The 17,308-nt window shown below is 68.0% G+C and carries 17 protein-coding genes; 4 read left to right on the top strand and 13 right to left on the bottom strand.

Annotation, left to right across the window (positions count from 1 at the left end; genetic code table 11):
- Nucleotides 1-174 precede the first annotated feature (174 nt).
- The gene (locus tag JK358_RS05790; RefSeq protein ID WP_201944515.1) at nt 175-1,437 is read right to left on the bottom strand and encodes an RNA-guided endonuclease InsQ/TnpB family protein; all 1,263 of its coding nucleotides are present in this window, start codon (nt 1,435-1,437) and stop codon (nt 175-177) included.
- Between the two features lie 111 nt (nt 1,438-1,548).
- Between JK358_RS05790 and JK358_RS05795 the strand changes: the two genes are divergently transcribed.
- Entirely contained in the window at nt 1,549-2,409 is an 861-nt protein-coding gene (locus tag JK358_RS05795) for a RecB family exonuclease (RefSeq protein ID WP_232850815.1), read from the top strand.
- Nucleotides 2,410-2,685: 276 nt separating this feature from the next.
- Complete coding sequence (locus tag JK358_RS05800; protein WP_201944519.1) at nt 2,686-3,051, top strand: hypothetical protein; 366 nt, start codon at nt 2,686-2,688, stop codon at nt 3,049-3,051.
- Nucleotides 3,052-3,113: 62 nt separating this feature from the next.
- Here the strand turns inward: JK358_RS05800 and hisG are convergent, their stop codons facing one another.
- From hisG to JK358_RS05835, 7 genes are all read right to left on the bottom strand, one after another.
- Nucleotides 3,114-3,965: an ATP phosphoribosyltransferase gene (gene hisG / locus JK358_RS05805; protein ID WP_201944521.1), complete on the bottom strand. Its 852-nt coding sequence runs from the start codon at nt 3,963-3,965 to the stop codon at nt 3,114-3,116.
- Between the two features lie 96 nt (nt 3,966-4,061).
- The gene (locus tag JK358_RS05810; RefSeq protein ID WP_029923562.1) at nt 4,062-4,325 is read right to left on the bottom strand and encodes a phosphoribosyl-ATP diphosphatase; all 264 of its coding nucleotides are present in this window, start codon (nt 4,323-4,325) and stop codon (nt 4,062-4,064) included.
- 82 nt (nt 4,326-4,407) lie between these two features.
- Complete coding sequence (locus JK358_RS05815) at nt 4,408-4,989, bottom strand: TerD family protein (protein ID WP_201944529.1); 582 nt, start codon at nt 4,987-4,989, stop codon at nt 4,408-4,410.
- Between the two features lie 106 nt (nt 4,990-5,095).
- Nucleotides 5,096-6,901, bottom strand: a complete 1,806-nt coding sequence (locus JK358_RS05820) for a choline/carnitine O-acyltransferase (RefSeq protein ID WP_201944532.1) — start codon at nt 6,899-6,901, stop codon at nt 5,096-5,098.
- Complete coding sequence (locus tag JK358_RS05825) at nt 6,898-7,638, bottom strand: class I SAM-dependent methyltransferase (RefSeq protein WP_232850816.1); 741 nt, start codon at nt 7,636-7,638, stop codon at nt 6,898-6,900. Before JK358_RS05825 ends, JK358_RS05820 begins: the two co-directional genes overlap by 4 nt.
- Nucleotides 7,639-7,916: 278 nt before the next feature.
- Entirely contained in the window at nt 7,917-9,278 is a 1,362-nt protein-coding gene (locus JK358_RS05830) for an NAD(P)/FAD-dependent oxidoreductase (RefSeq protein WP_201944536.1), read from the bottom strand.
- A 63-nt stretch (nt 9,279-9,341) separates the two neighbouring features.
- Nucleotides 9,342-9,923, bottom strand: coding sequence for a TetR/AcrR family transcriptional regulator (locus JK358_RS05835; RefSeq protein WP_201944538.1), 582 nt, complete (start codon nt 9,921-9,923; stop codon nt 9,342-9,344).
- Nucleotides 9,924-10,052: 129 nt separating this feature from the next.
- Here JK358_RS05835 and JK358_RS05840 point away from each other — a divergent pair, with 129 nt between their 5' ends.
- A complete protein-coding gene (locus JK358_RS05840; protein WP_201944545.1) occupies nt 10,053-11,666 on the top strand; it encodes an MFS transporter in 1,614 nt (537 codons plus the stop codon).
- On the opposite strand, the gene JK358_RS05845 is transcribed toward JK358_RS05840, so the two are convergent.
- Both JK358_RS05845 and JK358_RS05850 read right to left on the bottom strand, forming a co-directional pair.
- Nucleotides 11,637-12,539 carry a HalD/BesD family halogenase gene (locus tag JK358_RS05845; RefSeq protein ID WP_232850817.1) on the bottom strand — a complete coding sequence of 301 codons (903 nt, stop codon included), beginning with the start codon at nt 12,537-12,539 and terminating at the stop codon, nt 11,637-11,639. The genes JK358_RS05840 and JK358_RS05845 overlap by 30 nt on opposite strands.
- A 60-nt stretch (nt 12,540-12,599) precedes the next feature.
- The gene (locus tag JK358_RS05850; protein WP_307817325.1) at nt 12,600-13,316 is read right to left on the bottom strand and encodes a GNAT family N-acetyltransferase; all 717 of its coding nucleotides are present in this window, start codon (nt 13,314-13,316) and stop codon (nt 12,600-12,602) included.
- A gap of 99 nt (nt 13,317-13,415) precedes the next feature.
- Between JK358_RS05850 and JK358_RS05855 the strand changes: the two genes are divergently transcribed.
- Nucleotides 13,416-14,387: a toprim domain-containing protein gene (locus tag JK358_RS05855; protein WP_201944547.1), complete on the top strand. Its 972-nt coding sequence runs from the start codon at nt 13,416-13,418 to the stop codon at nt 14,385-14,387.
- On the opposite strand, the gene JK358_RS05860 is transcribed toward JK358_RS05855, so the two are convergent.
- The 3 genes from JK358_RS05860 to JK358_RS05870 all read right to left on the bottom strand — a co-directional run bounded on the left by JK358_RS05860 (nt 14,324) and on the right by JK358_RS05870 (nt 17,245).
- Nucleotides 14,324-14,692 (bottom strand): MmcQ/YjbR family DNA-binding protein, encoded by a 369-nt coding sequence (locus JK358_RS05860; protein WP_201944548.1) that lies wholly within the window; start codon nt 14,690-14,692, stop codon nt 14,324-14,326. The genes JK358_RS05855 and JK358_RS05860 overlap by 64 nt on opposite strands.
- A 78-nt stretch (nt 14,693-14,770) precedes the next feature.
- The gene (locus JK358_RS05865; RefSeq protein WP_307817326.1) at nt 14,771-15,445 is read right to left on the bottom strand and encodes an HAD family hydrolase; all 675 of its coding nucleotides are present in this window, start codon (nt 15,443-15,445) and stop codon (nt 14,771-14,773) included.
- An 81-nt stretch (nt 15,446-15,526) separates the two neighbouring features.
- On the bottom strand, nt 15,527-17,245 hold the full coding sequence (locus JK358_RS05870; protein WP_201944551.1) for a serine/threonine-protein kinase: 1,719 nt from the start codon (nt 17,243-17,245) through the stop codon (nt 15,527-15,529).
- Between the last annotated feature and the right edge of the window lie 63 nt (nt 17,246-17,308).

The following is a 17,308-nucleotide window of genomic DNA, read 5'->3' on the forward strand; positions in this document are numbered from 1 at the left end:
TTCGCCGCGTAGTTGCCGCTGAAATGTGGGCACACCTTGTCGGTGCCACCGTTTAGCTTGTCAGGTATGTCGGTACCAGCGATCACTACCGTTGCGTGAGCCTCAGTGTTTGTCAGCGCTGAGGCTCTTCCTGCGTCATTGACCAACGCCCGACCCCCAGAGGGAGTCGTGGTCTTACTTGGTCTCGGCCAGGCGTTTCACGTCTCCAGGGAACTTCCCGGCGAAGACCACATCGCCCAAAGCGAAATCGGACAACATGGCATCGAGCAGATTACCGGCCGCGTTGTGGTCACGATCATGGAGGACACCACAACCCGCGCATGTCCAGACACGATCAGCCAGTACCAGGCCGTGGTGGATCCGACCGCATGGCCGACACGTCTTCGACGACGCGAACCATCGATCGGCCTTCCACAAACGCGACCCATACCAGGCTGTCTTGTACTCGAGTTGTCGCACGAACTCGGCGAACCCAGCATCAGTAACCGCCCGTGCCAACCTCCGGTTGACGGCCATACCCCTTACGTTCAGTGTTTCCACCGCGATCGCCGACTTGGTTCTCGCCAACCTCGTGGTGAGCTTGTGCAGAAAATCGGTGCGTCTAGCCGAGATCCGCAGATGCAACTCGGCAACCCGTGCCTTGGCTTTGTGCCAGTTCTTCGATCCTTCCTGGCAGCGCGCGAGTTTCTGATTGGCACGCCGCAGCGTTCGCAGCGCGCGTCTCAGAGGTTTGGGCGCGGGGATCTCCTCAACGTTGCCGTCCCCATCGCGGATTGTCGCAAAGGTCTTGAGCCCCAGATCGATTCCGGATTGCGGAGCGTTGCCGGGCACTCGGCGGCGCTCGTTGAGCTCCGCGCGGTCGACTTCGAGTTGGAAGGACACCCACCAGCGACCCGATCGTTCGCGCACCGTCGCTCCCAGAATCCGGGCGGTTCCATCAACCAGGCGGTCGGTAAGCCACGCCATGTCCTCGCGCGTAGCGATCGTCCCTACGCCCGGCAACCAAACAGCCCTGGTACCGAGAGGTTTTGCACGGTCAGCGTCGTAACGGAACCGATTTTCGTGCTTGCGTGTGCGCCATTTCGGGAACCCTACCCGGGCACCCACCAGTTTTCCGGACCTGGATTTGAGGAAATTACTGAATCCAGCCGCGCGTACCCGACAGGCTTCTTTGGGCACCCGCGAAGACAGCTTCGCCGCTCCGAACCACGGAAAACGTTCGGGATGGGCTGCGCGCCACTCCCTTTCCAGTGCAGGCGCGGTCCATGGAACCTGGGTCAGCTGGTCGCCGGTGAATCCATAGGACTCCTCAGCTTTGCGCTGGGCCCACTTTTTTTGAACCGTTTCAAGACAGAAGTTCTCGACTACTCGCGACAGCCCGGCATGGCTTCCCATCGACTCCCGCTGCTGCAAGTCAGGTGCCAGTTCGTACCGCACCCCCTGTTTGTGGCGCACCCCGATCCCCCTGTCACCGCTTCGGAACTACCGAATCGAACACACAGACGATAGCCGATCAACACCAACTGACACACAGAGATGAGCCAGCATTTGCATACCCCAGAGTCTGCGGGCACCGCGCCGCGCAAGCTCGCGCTGTCCCCTTCTCGGGCAATCGATTTCAAGCAGTGCCCGTTGAAGTACCGGCTGCGTGCCATCGATCGGATTCCGGAGCCGCCGTCGCGGGCCGCGGTGCGGGGCACACTGGTGCACGCCGTTCTGGAGGATCTGTTCGGCCTGCCCGCGAGCGACCGCGACTTCGACCGGGCCGTCACCCTGATCGCACCGGCGTGGGCACGGCTGCTGGCCTCGCGCGCGGAGCTGACCGATCTGATCGCCCCCGAGGAGCTCGAGGGATTTCTCACCGAGGCGCGCGATCTGGTGAGCATCTACTTCCGGCTCGAGGACCCGTCGGCCTTCGATCCGGAATCCTGTGAGGCCTTCATCGAAGCCGAACTGCCCGAAGGGGTTCCGCTGCGCGGCTTCGTGGATCGGCTCGACCGCTCCCCCGCCGGAGACCTCCATGTCATCGACTACAAGACCGGCCGCGCGCCGGGCCCGGACCACGAGATGCGGGCCATGTTCCAGCTCAAGTTCTACGCGCTGGTCCTGTTGCACAGCCTGGGCACCCCGCCCGCCCAATTGCGCCTGCTCTATCTGACCGACGGCCAGACCCTCACCTATGAACCGGACGCCGACGAACTACGCCGCTTCGAGCGCGTCGTCGCCGCACTCTGGACGGCCATCAGCACCGCCGCGCACACCGGCGACTTCCCGCCCAGCCGCAGCTGGATGTGCCAGTACTGCGATTTCAAGGCCCTGTGCCCGGAGTTCGGCGGCACCCCGCCGCCCTACCCGGCCGATGGGGCCGACCGTGCGGTGCAGCTCTCCCTGGTGGTCGAACATCCGTGACGCATCCAGCGGCCGCGATGAGTTCCGCCGCCAGGGACCGTCCAACCGGGTGACCACAGCATTCGGAGGATGTCATGAACCTGGACCACCTGTCTCGCGCTCTCGATCAGATCGGCGCGCTCGTCGCCGGGGTGCGATCCGATCAGGCCGATGAGCCGACGCCCTGCGCCGCATGGCTGAGCCCATTGCGAAACGAAACCGCTTCACACAGTACCGATTTGGGCTAGCCTTCCCCTCGTTCGCACCCTCGCGGGTGTTCGAGGGGAAGGAAACCTCATGCGCAGACTCGTGCTCACCGCCGCCGTCGTACTCTCCATCGGATTCATCGCGGCTCCCGCCAGCGCGGCACCGCTCGACCCGCGTCCCGGCACGAGTCCGGCCGCGGCCGGACTCCAGGACATCGGCACCGGCTCCAGCACGGTGGACAACCTGCTGTGCTACCTGACCGGTCAGCACGCCGGGTCCTCCGCCAAGTACGTGCCGTGCGATCTCGGCTTCGGGTCGTCGCAGAGCGGCGATATCGGGGCGACGCCGCAGCCCGTCGGCACCCTGGTGCCCGAGACCGGGTCGTCGGGTGCGCTCAACGGGATCGTCTGTGCGCTGCAGAGCATTTCGGCGGCGCTGCCCTGCCTGAACACCTAGGCCGTTGCACAGCGAAACGCCCGGACCGTATTCACGGTCCGGGCGTTTCGGCGTGCTGCGGTTCAGAAGGCGCGGCAGGAGCGGATATCGGTGGCCAGGATGGCCTTCGCGCCGAGGTCGGCGAGCTGGTCCATGAGCTCGTTGCCGTTCTTGCGCGGCACCAGGGCGCGGATGGCGACCCAGCCGGGATCGGTGAGCGGGGAGACGGTCGGCGACTCCAGGCCGGGAGTGATCTTGATGGCGGCCTCGAGGAGTTCCTTGGGGCAGTCGTAGTCCAGCATCAGGTACTGCTGGGCGAAGACGACACCTTGGACACGGGCGACCAGCTGGTTGCGGGCCTTGTCGGTCTGGTCGGCGCCCTTGGCCTCGATGAGGACTCCCTCGCTGTCGCACAGGGATTCGCCGAAGGCGACCAGATTGTGCTGGCGCAGCGTGCGACCCGAGCCGACCACGTCGGCGATGGCGTCGGCCACGCCGAGCTGGATGGAGATCTCGACCGCGCCGTCGAGGCGGATGACCTCGGCCTCGATGCCGCGCGCGGCCAGATCGCTCAGCACCAGGTTCGGGTAGGAGGTGGCGATGCGCTTGTCGTAGAGGTCCTCGACCTTCCATTCGCGCCCGGCGGGCGCGGCGTAGCGGAAGGTGGAGCGGCCGAAGCCGAGCGAGAGGCGTTCCTGTACGGGCGCACCGGAATCCAGTGCGAGGTCGCGGCCGGTGATGCCGAGATCCAGTTCGCCGGAGCCGACGTAGATGGCGATGTCCTTGGGCCGCAGGAAGAAGAACTCCACCTGGTTGGCCGGATCGAGGACGCTCAGATCGCGGGAGTCCTTGCGGCCGCGGTAGCCGGCCTCGGACAGGATGTTGACGGCGGCCTCGGAGAGCGCGCCCTTATTGGGTACGGCGACGCGGAGCATAGGGTGTCCTTTCGGGACGGGATGGGGGGCGTGCGGACGACAGCGGTGGACGGGACGGGGCGGGCCGCACGGGTTGTGCGGTACAGCGTCGTTTCGTCACAGATGTCGGTACACGTCCTCGAGCCGCAGTCCGCGGCCCACCATCAGCACCTGCACCCAATACAGCAGCTGGGAGATTTCCTCGGCGAGGGATTCGTCGCTCTCGTGTTCGGCGGCCAGCCATACTTCGCCGGCCTCTTCGAGCACCTTCTTGCCCTGCGCATGCACACCGGCGTCCAGGGCGGCGACGGTACCGGACCCCTCGGGTCGGTTGACGGCACGATCCTGCAGCTCGGCGAACAGGGCCTCGAAAGATTTCACGGTGACTGATTCTCGCAGACCCGCGCACACCTACCGCAACTGCCCGGTATCGTGCGCGGGTTCGAACGCTTCGAGAAGTGACTCAGGCCATGGCGAAGCGCAGGAGTGCCTGCATATCGCCCTGCTTGATCTTGCCCTTGCGGTCGAGCACCTCGAGCTGCCAGTTGGGCCCGTTGCGGAAAGCGCGGGCGATGGCATTGGCGTTGTCGGCGCCCAGCAGCGACGGCCAGATGTCGGCGACCTGTGAGCTGCTGCCGCCGCTGGCGTCGTAGACCTTGAAGGAGATGTTGTTGGCCTTCTCGAAGGAGGTGCCCTTCTTGAACGCCGCGGCCACGAAGATGATGGCGTCGATGGCGGTGGGCACATTCCCGAAGGTGACGTGCACGGTCTCGTCGTCGCCGGTGGCCGCGCCCGTCTGCTCGTCGCCGGTGTGCACGACCGACCCGTTGCCCAGCGGATCGAGGGAATCGAGTCCCGCGAACCGGACCGGCTCGGCACCCTGCATGAGGATGGCGACCAGATCCAGGTCGACGCCTTTCTTCCGGCGGGCGATGCCGAGCAACCCGCCGCTGGTCCCCGCCGACGGATCCCAGCTGACCCCGACGCTCAATTTGCTGATGCCCGCGAGATCGGCTGCGCCGTCTTCCTTTCGAAGCGTAATCACGCGGTTCAGCGTACCGAGAATCGCCGGAGCCGGTCGGCCGCAGAGTAATTCATTATTCGCATAACTCCCGCTGTCCGGTGCGGCGACCGGACAGCGGGACCAACGGCTACTCCGCTGCGAGCAGAGCGGCGAGCTCCTCGGTCACGGTGCGCAGGTTGGCGGCGAAGGTGTGCATTTCGGCAGCAACCGATTTCGGGGTGGCGAGGTAGAGATTCCAGCGATCGGGCAACAGCACGTAGGCGATGCCGATGCATTTCGGGCTGGTGCAGCCGAAACCGAAGTACTGGATGTTCACCGACGGCGCGGAACTGGTGGACAGGTAGTCGTCGCGGGCGATGGTCCAGCCGGGACTGTCGAAGAACGGCATGGGCTCGGTGGCCCCGAGCTGCGCGCCGCGCCGGCGCTGGATCCACTGCAGTTCCCAGAGGTGCTGTTCCGGGGCTTCGCCGCGCTGGCATTCCTGCGCTCGGCGGACGTGAGCCTCGGCGGCGGTGCGGACGGCGGCCAGCTTCCGCGCGTCGTCGGCGGCCGGATCCTCCATGGTGGCAACGAAATCCAGGATTTCGGGGGTCACCACGCGCATGGCCTCGGTGCGGCCGTTGCGGAACTGGCGGGTGGCGATGGATTCGTAGGTCGCGCCCGTCAGGCCCTTCGAACGCCGGTGGGCCAGTTGGTAACTCAGCTGGGCGAAGGCGTCCGGGGAGATCTTCAGCTGTTTGGCCCGCTGGGTGCCGAAGTCGAAGGACACGGTGCTGGTGGCATTGTCGGCGGCGAACTGGGCGAAAGCCGCTGCCGCACCGGCGACTACGGACTTCTGGGCGGTGTCGAGGGTGAACTCCACCGGTTCGGTGGCGGGCAGGCCCTGCGGCTGCGCGCCCGCCTGCGCGGCGTGCGCGTCGACGGGCGCTTCCAGGAGGGCGTCCACGAAGGACAGGATCGTGGTGCCGTCCAGGCCGCAGTGTTCGACATTGATACCGGCCTGGCCGTCGGCGAACACGATGAACGAGACGGCCTTGTCGAACCAGCGGTTGCCGCTGTCGCCGTGCAGCAGTTGATCACACGCGTGCAGGGTGTCGCGCGGGGCGAAATCCTCCAGGCAGAGGCAGAACAGCGCGGTTTCGATGGTCTCGAAGGCGGCCGCGTTGGTCTCGTGCAGCTGTTCGTAGACCGGCGCCCACTCGACGCGGGCCAGGGTGGTGAGGTGGCCGGGCGAGGCGTTGGTGGCCGCGCGGCGCGCACCCGCCTTCATGACCGAGCGCAGTCCGGCGGCGAGATCCTCGGGCGTGTACGGCACGCCCTCGGGGCCGAGCACGTCCATCCGGAACATGTTGCCGCGGAAGAACACCAGGATGTGACGGGCCTCGGAGTGACCGGGCCAGTCCTCGCTGTAGGGCACCCGCACGGTGTCCTGCGGAATGCCGGGGATACGGGTCTCGGAGAACAGAAACTTGTTCTGCGCCATAGCGAGTCGCGTGCCGCGCTGGGTGGCCGGGGGGATCTCCTCGGCGTCCAGGCGCAGCTTGTAGTTCACCGAGGCGGCGACCAGCGCGGCGGCCCGTTCGGCCTGATCCGAGGTGGTGGACGCGGCCAGCGCCGTGTCGTCGCGGAAGAGGAAGAAGAAGTTGGCGTTCAACGCGATTCGGTCGCGGCGGCCGAGGTAGCGCGAGGGCCAGAACTCATCCAGCCAGCTCCCCACGCCGGGTTCGGCGTTGTAGCGCTCGAGATCCGCGTGCAAGGTGCGCGCCGGTCCGTCCGGGCGCAGCAGATCCTCGACGGCCGCGGCGGTGGCGGCGTACTCGTCGTCGGACAGCAGCGGTGCGCACCAGTGCAGGAAGCGGGTTCCGCTTTCCTCCAGGGTGGGCAGGGGAACGCGAGGGAGCTGATCGTCGTAGGCGAAGGTCCGTTCGCTCAAGGGATGTCCTCGTGATCGGTGGGTAGATTCAGGGCGGGGCGGGACAGGTAGAGCTGGGCGTACAGCCAGCCGTCGGATTCGCGACCGGCGGTGTCGATGCCGTTGGCTTCCAGAGTATTCAGCACCTGCGACTGTTCCGCAGGAGATGCGAAACGCCGCTGCCGGAAGGCGCCGGGCAGTCGCTGCGTACGGTAGCCGAGGGCGCGCAGCTCGGTGGCGATGGGTTCGAAGGAGAACATGCGCAGCACGAAATGCGCCATCCAGGGCGGGTTTTCGGCGCTGCGGGCGACGCGCAGCAGGGTGGAGCCGGTGACGTAGCCGACGCAGCCGGTGGAGATGACCAGGTCGGCGTCGGCGAGGACGCGCCGCTGCGCCTCGGTGGGGTCGGCGGCTTCCAGGTCGGCGTGCACGGTGTCGTGTAGGAGCCCGGCGGCGCGGGCGTAGTCGAGGGCGGGACGCGAGGCATCCATTCCGACGAACCGGACACCCGGCAGTTTGTCCCCAGCGGCCAGCCGGGACCGGTCTCGGGCGATGAGATCGCCTGTGTGCGAACGGTAGTGGTCGGCGAGATCACGAATCCCGGTGTCCCAGCGCAGCAGTGCCGCGTTCACCCCGTAGGAGCAGCCGATGTCGAGCACGGTCAATCCGGTGCCGCCCCGATCCTCCTGGCATTCGCGAATGAACCGCTGGAAGTAGGGTTTCGCCAATTCCGGTATGCGGTAATCCAATTCGCTCATGCGCGCATAGTATTCGCGCGGATCAGGTCGTTCGTAGATCTCGTCGAACGAGGCTTTTCCGGTGCTGTGCAAAGAAACCGGCACGTACATCCCCTCTCAATCCAGCGGTCGCGCTGCGCACCGTGGGGTCGCGTCGCCGGCCACCGAGGCGCACGCGTGTACCCAGCCCCCGGTCGCAGTACAGCGACCATTCTGACCAGGATGCGACGGGATTGCTCGGTTTCGTGGAGATTCACAACGAAGCAGCGCAACGTTGCTTTACTGCGCTACAACAGAATTCATGCGAGTTCGGGATCGACGTCGAGGGCCTTGGCGACCTCGTCGGCGGTCAGGTAGTCCGAGGTTCGCTCGAAACCGCCGATGGTCTGGGTCGGGTAGTCGGAGTAGCCGATGCGCATGAAGTCGTCGCCGGTGATCCCGTGCATCCCCCAGTCGAACATGGTCCGCGTCCGCGCCGCGAAGGTGCGCAGCGCGAACAGGTGGTAGCCGCGCGCCACGAATTGCGCTGGCGCACCGCTCAATCCGATGCCGAGCGGGCGGGCCAGCGCATCCCAGCGGCCGAGGTCGACCACCATGCCGAGATCGGGATGCTTATAGGGTTTGCGGGGTTTGCCGCGCAGGGCGGCCACCAGATTCTTGCCGAGGTGGCGTCCCTGCCGGATGGCGTGCTGCGCGGTGGGCGCGCACTTCACCTCACCGCCCTTGGTCAGATCGGGCACGGCGGCCGCGTCACCGCACGCCCAGACGCCCTCCAGCCCGGGCACGGTCAGATCGGTATCGGCCACGATCCGCCCCTTGACGGTATCCGCACCCAGATGCCCCGCGAGCGGGCTGGGCGCGACGCCGGCCGTCCAGATCACCGTGCGGGTCGGGATCACCTCACCGTTGGTGAGCGTCACACTGCGCGCGGTGACCTGGGCGGCCGACAGCCCCGGCACGAATTCGACGCCGCGCTTGGCCAGGATCTCCTTGGCGTCCGCGCCCAGGCGCTCACCCAGTTCGGGCATGAGCCGGTCACCGTGCGTGACCAGACGCCAGCGCACATGACTCGGGTCCAGTCGCGGGAAGTACCGTTTCGCCGCCGCCCGGGTGAGCCGGTTCAGCACGGCCGCGGTCTCGGTGCCCGCGTAGCCCGCGCCGATGGTGACGAAGCTGAGCCGCTCCCGGTCCTCCTCCTCGTCCCCGCGCACGGCCGCCACATCCAGCTGCCGCAGCACGTGGTCGCGCAGGTACAGGGCCTCGGCGAGGGTCTTCATGCCGAAGCCGTGCTCCTGCAGCCCGGGAACGTCGAGGATGCGGGTGATGCTGCCGGGCGTGAGCACGAGGTGGTCGTATTCGAGCGCGAGTTCCACCCCGGAGGCCCGGCGCACCACGCACTGGCGCGTCTTCGGGTCGACGCCCACGACCATGCCGGGCACGAATTCGGTGCGTTTGAGCACCCGGCGGGTGGAGACGGTGACCGCGCGCGGGCTGAGCACGCCGGAGGACACCTGCGGCAGCAGCGGTAGATAGAGCAGGCTGGAGCTGGGCGCGACCAGCTGTACGAAGGCCTCGTCCGGATGGAGTTTGCGCTCGAGCATGCGCGCGCATTCCACTCCGGCGAAACCACCACCGACGATGACAATCTTCGCTGGCCCCATCAGCCCACCGTAGCAATCGGATCGAGGCCCGCGGGTCGATGCGCGCGCACTTTCCGGGCGAAATCAGGCGGGTCCGCCGGTGCCGCCGCAGGTTTCGCCGAGGGCGCAGGCCGACAGCGCGGCCAGCGCCGGATCGTCGGCGGCGTGCCCGGCGGCGTCCATCGCCAGCAGGGCGTTGAGCAGCATGCCGCCGGCGATGAACTGCTGTGCGCGCTCGGGCGGGCAGCCGGTGCGCTCGACCAGCAGTGAGAACAGCGCCGACACGAAATGGCGTGCGGCGGCGGCGATCTGGGGGTGCGCGGCGGCGGCGCTGAAACCCTGCAGCAGGATCACCAGTACATCCCGGTCCTCGACGAAGCCGTTGTAGACGGCGGTGAGGCGTTCCCAGACGGCCGGATCCCCGGCCGTGCCCGGCTCGTCGAGTTCGGCGGTGAAGGCGGCCAGCAGTTCGGTGACGGCGCGGTCGAACACCTCTTGGAAGAGATCGGATTTGCTGCCGAACATGCGCACCACGTACGGCTGCGAGACTCCGGCTTCGAGGGCGACCATATCGGTGCTGGTCCCCGCGTAACCGCCGCGCGAGAAGGCTCGTTCCGCGGCCTCGAGGATCTTCTCCCGGCGTTCCGCCGCGCTCAGCCTGACCATGCCGACAAGCTATCACGCTGCACCGATTGACAAGTAATCGTTTGATTACTACGGTCTGGAATTGCGAAGTAATCGTTTGATTACTTACGCGAAAGATTACATTCCCGGCGATACGGAGGGGGCTCGCCGATGGCTGAGCACCGGTTCGACGACACACTCCCGCACAGCAGATCCGGCAGCGCCGTATGGACGCTGGTGGTGGTCTCGCTGTCCACCTTCATGCTCATGCTCGACCTGACGGTCGTGAACGTGGCCCTGCCCGACATCCGGCGGGCCTTCGACTCCACTTTCTCTGCCCTGCAATGGATTCTGGATGCCTACGCGCTCGGGCTGGCGGCCGTGCTGCTGGCGGCGGGGTCGCTGGCGGATCGGCTCGGGCGCAAACGCGTCTTCGATGTGGGCCTGATCGTCTTCGTGCTGGCCTCACTGGCCTGCGGGCTGGCGGTGAACGACCTCATGCTGATCCTGGCCCGGTTCGCGCAGGGGCTCGGCGGCGCAATACTTTTCGCGGTCGGCCCGGCGCTGATCGGGCACGAGTTCCGCGGCAGGGATCGCGGGATGGCCTTCGGCGTGTTCGGCGCGGTGGCCGGACTGGCCATCGCCTTCGGGCCGCTGATCGGCGGCGGGCTCACCGAGACGGCCGGATGGCGCTGGATCTTCCTCGTCAATGTGCCGGTGACGATCGCCGCGCTGGTGGTGGGCTATCGGAAGATCCGCGAATCCCGCAGCGACACACCGCCTCCGGTGGATTGGGCGGGGATGACGGCCTTCTCGGCGGGCCTGTTCTTCCTGGTGCTCGGCTTCCTGCGTGGCGAGGCCGACGGCTGGTCCAGCGCGCGCATCATCGGATACTTCGCGCTGGCGGGGGTCTGCCTCGCGGTCTTCACGATGCTCCAGATCACCCGTCCCGAGCGCGCGCTGTTCGATCTCACGCTGTTCCGCAACCGCACGTTCAACGGCCTCTCGGCCGTCACCACGCTCGGCCCGTTCGCGGTCATGTCCGCCATCTTCCTGCTGATCTCGTATGTGCAGAACGCGCTGGGGCATTCGGCGTTCGCCAGCGGACTGCGGTTCCTGCCGCTCACCCTCATGCTGTTCGTCGCCGCGGCGGCCACCGGCGCGCTGGTGGCCAAGGTCGCGCCCGCGCTGCTCATGGGCGCGTCGCAATTCCTGGTCGCGGCAGGCTTTCTCGCCATCCTGCTGGTCGACGCCGAATCCACGTGGACGGCGCTCATTCCGGCCATGGTGCTGATCGGGCTGGGCATGGGCATGTTCAATCCGCCCCGGGCCGCCTTCTCCATCGCGGTCACCACACCCGACCGGGCCGGGATGGCCTCGGGTGTCAACGAGACCTTCCAGCAGGCGGGTATGGCCATCGGCATCGCGGCGGTCGGCGCGTTCTTCCAGAACCGGGTCACCGCGGCCTTCGAGGAATCCGAGGTGGCCCGAACCGTGTTCGCGGACAGGACATCCGAGGCGGGCGAGGCGGTCGCGGCGGGCGGCCCGGCCGCGCTCACCGCCGAGCTACCCGCGGCGGTCGGCGCGGCGGTGCACGATGCCGCACAGGCCGCGTTCGTGAGCGGGCTGCACAGTGCCATGGTGCTGGCGGCGGTGGTCGCGACGATCGCCGGTGTGATCGCCCTGGCCACCATGCGCCGCGGCGATCTCGACGCGGCCGCCCTCACCACGCCCGGCGTTCCGGTCGACGAGCCGTCAGTCCAGCAGCCGGTCGCCACGCAGTGATTGCGCGGCATGGTGTTCGGGCAGCGTGCGGCCGAACAGCTGGCGGGTGCGCTCCGGGGTGCCGATGAGGCCGGGGGTGTCGGTGTAGGCGAAGATCGCGGAGTGGCGCTGGATGGTGCCGCCCACCGGCGCCACCCGGTGCAGCGAGAAGCGGCCCTGGAACAGTTGCAGGTCACCGGGTTTCAGGTCGAGGCGGCGGATCAGATGGTCGCCGTGGTCGGTGAGGACGGCGTTCACGTCGGCGAAGTTCTCGGCGGTGCGGCTGCGGATGTTCGGGCAGTACTCGAAGACGCCGCCGCACTCGGGCTCCTGGGTGAGCATGCTGACGGTGAATTCGTTGGTGTCGAAATGCCAGGGGTGCGACATGCCCGGGGCGACCACGTTCAGGGTGAGTCCGGCCAGCGGGTCCGGATATTCGTGGAGGGCGGGCAGATCGAAGCAGTCGGCCACGAAACGCTGGAAGTGCCGGTCGGTGTAGAGACGATGGATGATCGCCTCGGCGGGGATGAGATCCCGTGCCACGAAGGCGTTTCCGCGCCGCAGCACGTGGCGGCCGGGATGATCGGCGGGGAGTTCGGTGTCGAGCGGAATGTTGTAGGCGTTGACGCGCTCGACCGTGTAGTAGGCGTGCGGGGCCAGGGCGACACCCTCGGTGCGCAGGGTGTGCACGTACTCGGGGCGGATGAAGCCGCGTAGGACGGTACAGCCGTCGGTGGCGAGATCCGCGCGGGCCGCTGCCACGGCGGCGGCCCATCCGTCGCCGCCGGGCGCGTCCAGCGGATATCGGGCGGTATCCACCCAGGGTGCGGGGTCGCCCTGTCCCCCATCGTCATTCGCATCGCGTACGTCCAACCACACCCCGGTTTCAGCCATGCCGAACATTCTGGCGGCAGCATCGCCCGACACGCCCGGGATGAATCGTGAAATCGAGGTTCACGAATCCGGTTCCGCCGAGGTTTCGGCGAGAGCCGCCGCGCGCAGGCGATTTTCCAGCCGGGCCCGCACCTCCGGCCAGTCCTCGGCGATGATCGAGAACATCACGCTGTCGCGCACGGTGCCGTCGGCCCGCCGGAACTGACGGCGCAGGGTGCCCTCATAGCGTGCGCCCAGCCGGGCGATTGCCTGCTGGGAGCGCTGATTTCGAGTATCGGTCTTGAGCTGGACCCGGCCGGCACGCAGGGTGTCGAAGGCGTAGCCGAGCAGCAGCAGTTTGGCTTCCGGGTTGACCACACCGCCCCAGACCGACGGCGTGTAGAGGGTCGCGCCGATCTCGAGCCCGGCATCGTGCGGGCGCGCGTCCAGGTAGCTGGTGTAGCCGAGGATCGCGCCGGCGGGGCGGTCGCCGATTGCCCTGCGGGACCGCACGATCCACACGTGCCAGCCGGGATCGGCGGTCCGGGCCGCGAGGATCTGTTCGAGCTCGCCCGCATCGGCGGGGCGGCCCGGAACGTGCGCCCACACCCGATCGTCGTCGATGGCGGCGAACAGTCCGGCGGCGTCCGCCGCGGGATCGGCGGTGCGCAACTCCACCGAATCACCGGTCAGCACTGCGTCTTTCGGCACCGGCCACACCATGTCCGGCCAGACTTCGTCGTTCGGGCGGGGATCCGGCACCGGCTGGAAACGTTCCAGCTCCTCGATCTGCTGCACAACCGGACTATACGGTCTGCCCACCGTGACCCAGGTGATGCGCGGCGACCGTTTGACAGCGCCGTCAATCGGGGTACACCGGAAGGGAGAGGATCGAACATGAGTACGAATCGTTCCTGGGACACCATCACCCGCGCACTCACCCGCATCTCCGGTCCCGGCCGCCGCGGCGGCGACTGGACCACCTACCTGTGCCCCGTCCACGAGGCCGACGGCCGCCGCCATCACCCCTCCCTCGGCGTCGTCTACAACCATCAGAAGCAGCGCACGGTCATCAAATGCTTCGCGGGCTGCTCCGACGAAGCCGTACTGGACAGCCTCGGCCTGCACATCCGCGACCTGTTCGACCGCCCGCCGCCGGATCGCCGCAGTACTCCCCGTCACCACGGCCCCGCGCCGGAACTCGCCCTCGCGGATCAGGCGCTGCTGGCCGCCGGGCTCACCCTGGAGGCGCACAAACAGGATCGCGGCCGCCCGGTGGCGCGCTCACGCCAGGTGGCCGCCTACATCTACCGCTGGCCCGACGGCCGCCCCGCCGGCAAGGTCATCCGCTACCGCACCCCCTGCGAGTACGGCTACACCAAATCCTTCAGCCAGGCCCGCCCCACCGAATCCGGCTGGGAGCCGGGCGGTTTCCCCCGCCTGCCCTTCCGCCTCCCCGAAGTCCTACTGGCCGTGCGCCAGGCCCGCGACATCTATATCTGCGAGGGCGAATCCGATGTCCTCACCGCCGCCCACGCCGGTCTCACCGCCACCTGCAATGCGGGCGGGGCCACCAACTGGCATCCCGACCACGCCGCCTGGCTCGACGGCGCGATCCGAGTCTGGATCGTCGCCGACCGCGACGCCCCCGGCTACCGCCACGCCGCCAAAGTCGCCCACTCCCTCCGCAATTCGGTGACACAGCTGCGCGTGGTCCAGGCCCGCGACGGCAAGGACCTCACCGACCACTGCAATGCGGGCCACCACATCACCGAACTCGACCCGGTCCCCCTGCTGGACAGCTACTACCGCTCCCCCGCGCTCGAATCCAATTCCGCCACCAGACGTTTCAGCGCCACGGACCGATAGGCGTCCTCGATGATCTCCCCCACTTCGCCCCAGTCCACGGCCACATCCAGATAGACCCCCAGCCACCCCCGGTGCCCCACATACGGCGGGCGGAAGAACCGCCCGGGTTCGGCCGCCACCAGTTCCTCCTGCACGCCCGCCGGTGCCGCACACCAGAATCCGACCCGATCGTCGTGATGATGATCGGCGAACATGACGAACAGCTTCTTCCCGGCGAACCAGGCCGGTTCCCCGTGGCTGATCTTCTCCGTCACCTGCGGCAGCGCGGTGCACAGCGCCCGCACCGATTCGACCACGTCATCCATACCGGGAACGCTAGGTGATCGCCACGCACACCGCTTGGACGAATGAGAACCCCCGAATTCCGGGGGCCGGTCCGGACCTCAACCGTGCAGGCGGGCGAGGGCGAGCTGATGCAGATCGGGGATCGCCAGACCGACGAGGGACTCACGAAAGCCACGCCCGGGGGCTGCGGGGACGGGAATCTCGCAGGGGACGCACAGCACCACGCAGCCCGCGGTTTCGGCGGCCAGCACCCCCGTGGGTGAATCCTCGATGGCGACACAGTGTTCCGGCGATACGCCGAGCAGTTCGGCGGCGCGCAGGTAGATGTCGGGGGCCGGTTTGCCGTGTGGGACCTCGTCACCGCAGACGGTGGTCGTGAAGTAGTCGCGGCCCAGGGTGTTCAGGGCGAATTCGGTCAGCGAACGCTTGGTGTTGGTGACCAGCGCCATGGGCAGGCCCGCCTCCCGGACCGCGTCGAGGGCCTGCTGCGCGCCGGGCCGCCACGGGATCGGGCCGTGGAACAGGTCGGTCACGCGGTCTTCGAGCCACGCGCCGGCCTGCGCGATGGCCTGCGGGGCCGGGTCCAGGGCCAGGCCCTCGAACATGATGCGCAGGGCGTTGGGGCCGGACGCGCCGATGAGGGCGTGGCGGATCTCGTCGGTCATCTCGCGGCCGAGTTCGGCGGCCAGTTCGCGGACCGCGATATCCCACAGCTTCTCGGAGTCGAGCAGCGTGCCGTCCATATCCCAGAGCACCGCATCCACGCGTGTCACCGGATCCACATCTCCCTTCCGAACAACGACAGCGGGTCCGCCCGCGAAGGCGAACCCGCTGTCGAGGATAGTGCGGGGACCTCAGCCGATCTGTGAGTCGGTGATCACCAGGTGGCCGTTCTGGTTGCCGACGCGGAACCAGCGCCGCTCGGATTCGGTGCGGCCGTTCTTGTAGACGTAGGTGACGGTGCCCACCACCGTGTCGCCGTTCTGGGTGAGCCCGGAGACCGACACCGCGCTGAACTGACCGAAGAAGCTGGAGTAGCTGCCGAACCCGCCCGCGGCGGCCTGGTAGCTCGGCGACAGCATGGACCACGCGCCGTTCACATTGCTCGGGAGCATGCCGTAGTAGCCCTGCACGAACGAGGCCTGCGAGGCCGCGTTGGGCGGGGTGGTGGTCGTGGTCGTCGTCGTGGTGGTCGTGGTGGACGGCTGACCCGAGGTCGTGGTGGGCGGCGCGGTGGTGGTGGCCGCGGGCGTCTGGGTGACCTGGCCCGCCGCGGTGCGGGTGGGCTGGTTGTTGTTGCCGCCGTTGACCCCCGGGCCGACATCCTCGGGTTCGGCCGGACCGCTGGGCGCGATCCCGGGGACGGTGACCGTGCTGGTCTCGATGGCCACCCGCGTGTTCCCGTTGTCGTCGCGGCCGATCACCTGCGCTATCAGGACCGCCAGCAGCAGCACGCCCACGATGCCCACGGCGACCAGCGCCAGCTGGCGGCGATTGCCCTCGCCCCCAGCGGGTTTCGAGTTGAACGGCACCATGGGCTGCAGACCCGGCGGTGTGCTCGCGTCGCGCGGCGGCCTGCGGTCGGACATGTCGATGTGCTCGGTGGCGTCGTGCGCGTTACCGGTGGACGCGCCCGAGCGGGCGGTCGACAGCACCGTGGTGGCCTCCGAAGCGTCCACGCCCGCATCGGTTTTCACCAGCGGGACGGGCGTCACGGCGGGCATCACCTTGGTCGGCTGATGCGGCGCCGGGACGCGACCCTCGGCGACGGCCTGCAGTCGATCGGCCGCCTGATCCATGGTCGGGCGGTCGTCGGCCTCGGCGGCCAGCAGATCCATGAGCACCGGGGCCAGGGCGGCGGCATGGGTGGCCTGCGGTACCTTCGCCCGCGCCACCGAATGCAGGACCGCCAGCGGATTGTCGCCCTCACCGAACGGCGGCTGCCCCTCCACCGCCGCGTACAGCGTTGAGCCCAGGGCGAATACGTCGGAGGCCGGTTCCGGATTCTCGCCCCGCGCCACCTCCGGGGAGAGGTAGGCGGGCGTACCCGCGAGGAATCCGGTGGAGGTGACCGTGACATCGCCGATGGCCCGCGAGATGCCGAAGTCGGTGATCTTCACCGTGCCGTCGTCGGCGACCAGGATATTGGCGGGCTTCACATCCCGGTGCACGATCCCGGCCTTGTGCGCCGCAGCAAGGGCCGCAGCGACTTTCGCGCCGATGCGGGCCACCTCGGCGGGCGCCAGGCGACCGTTCTCGCGCATGAGCGCCGCCAGACTCGGGGCGTTCACGTACTCCATGACCAGCCAGGGCTGGCCGTCCTCCTCGGCGACGTCGAACACCGTGACGGCGTTCGGATGATGCAGCCGTGCGGCGATGCGCCCCTCCCGCATCGCCCGCATCTTGGCCTCCAGCGCCTGGGACCGGGACAGGCCCGGCCCCAGCAGCAACTGCTTCACGGCCACGGTGCGCCGCAGCCGCACATCGGTCGCGCGCCACACGACCCCCATCGCACCGGTGCCGATCGGATCCGTAAGTCGGTACCGCCCCGCAATCAGCCGGTCTGCCGTCATGTGGTTGTGCCCCTCCTGCTGGCTTTCGCCGAGCCACCCTGCAACTCTGCGCGAAAGCCCGGA

The organism is Nocardia acididurans (genome assembly GCF_016741815.1).
GTDB lineage: Bacteria > Actinomycetota > Actinomycetes > Mycobacteriales > Mycobacteriaceae > Nocardia > Nocardia acididurans.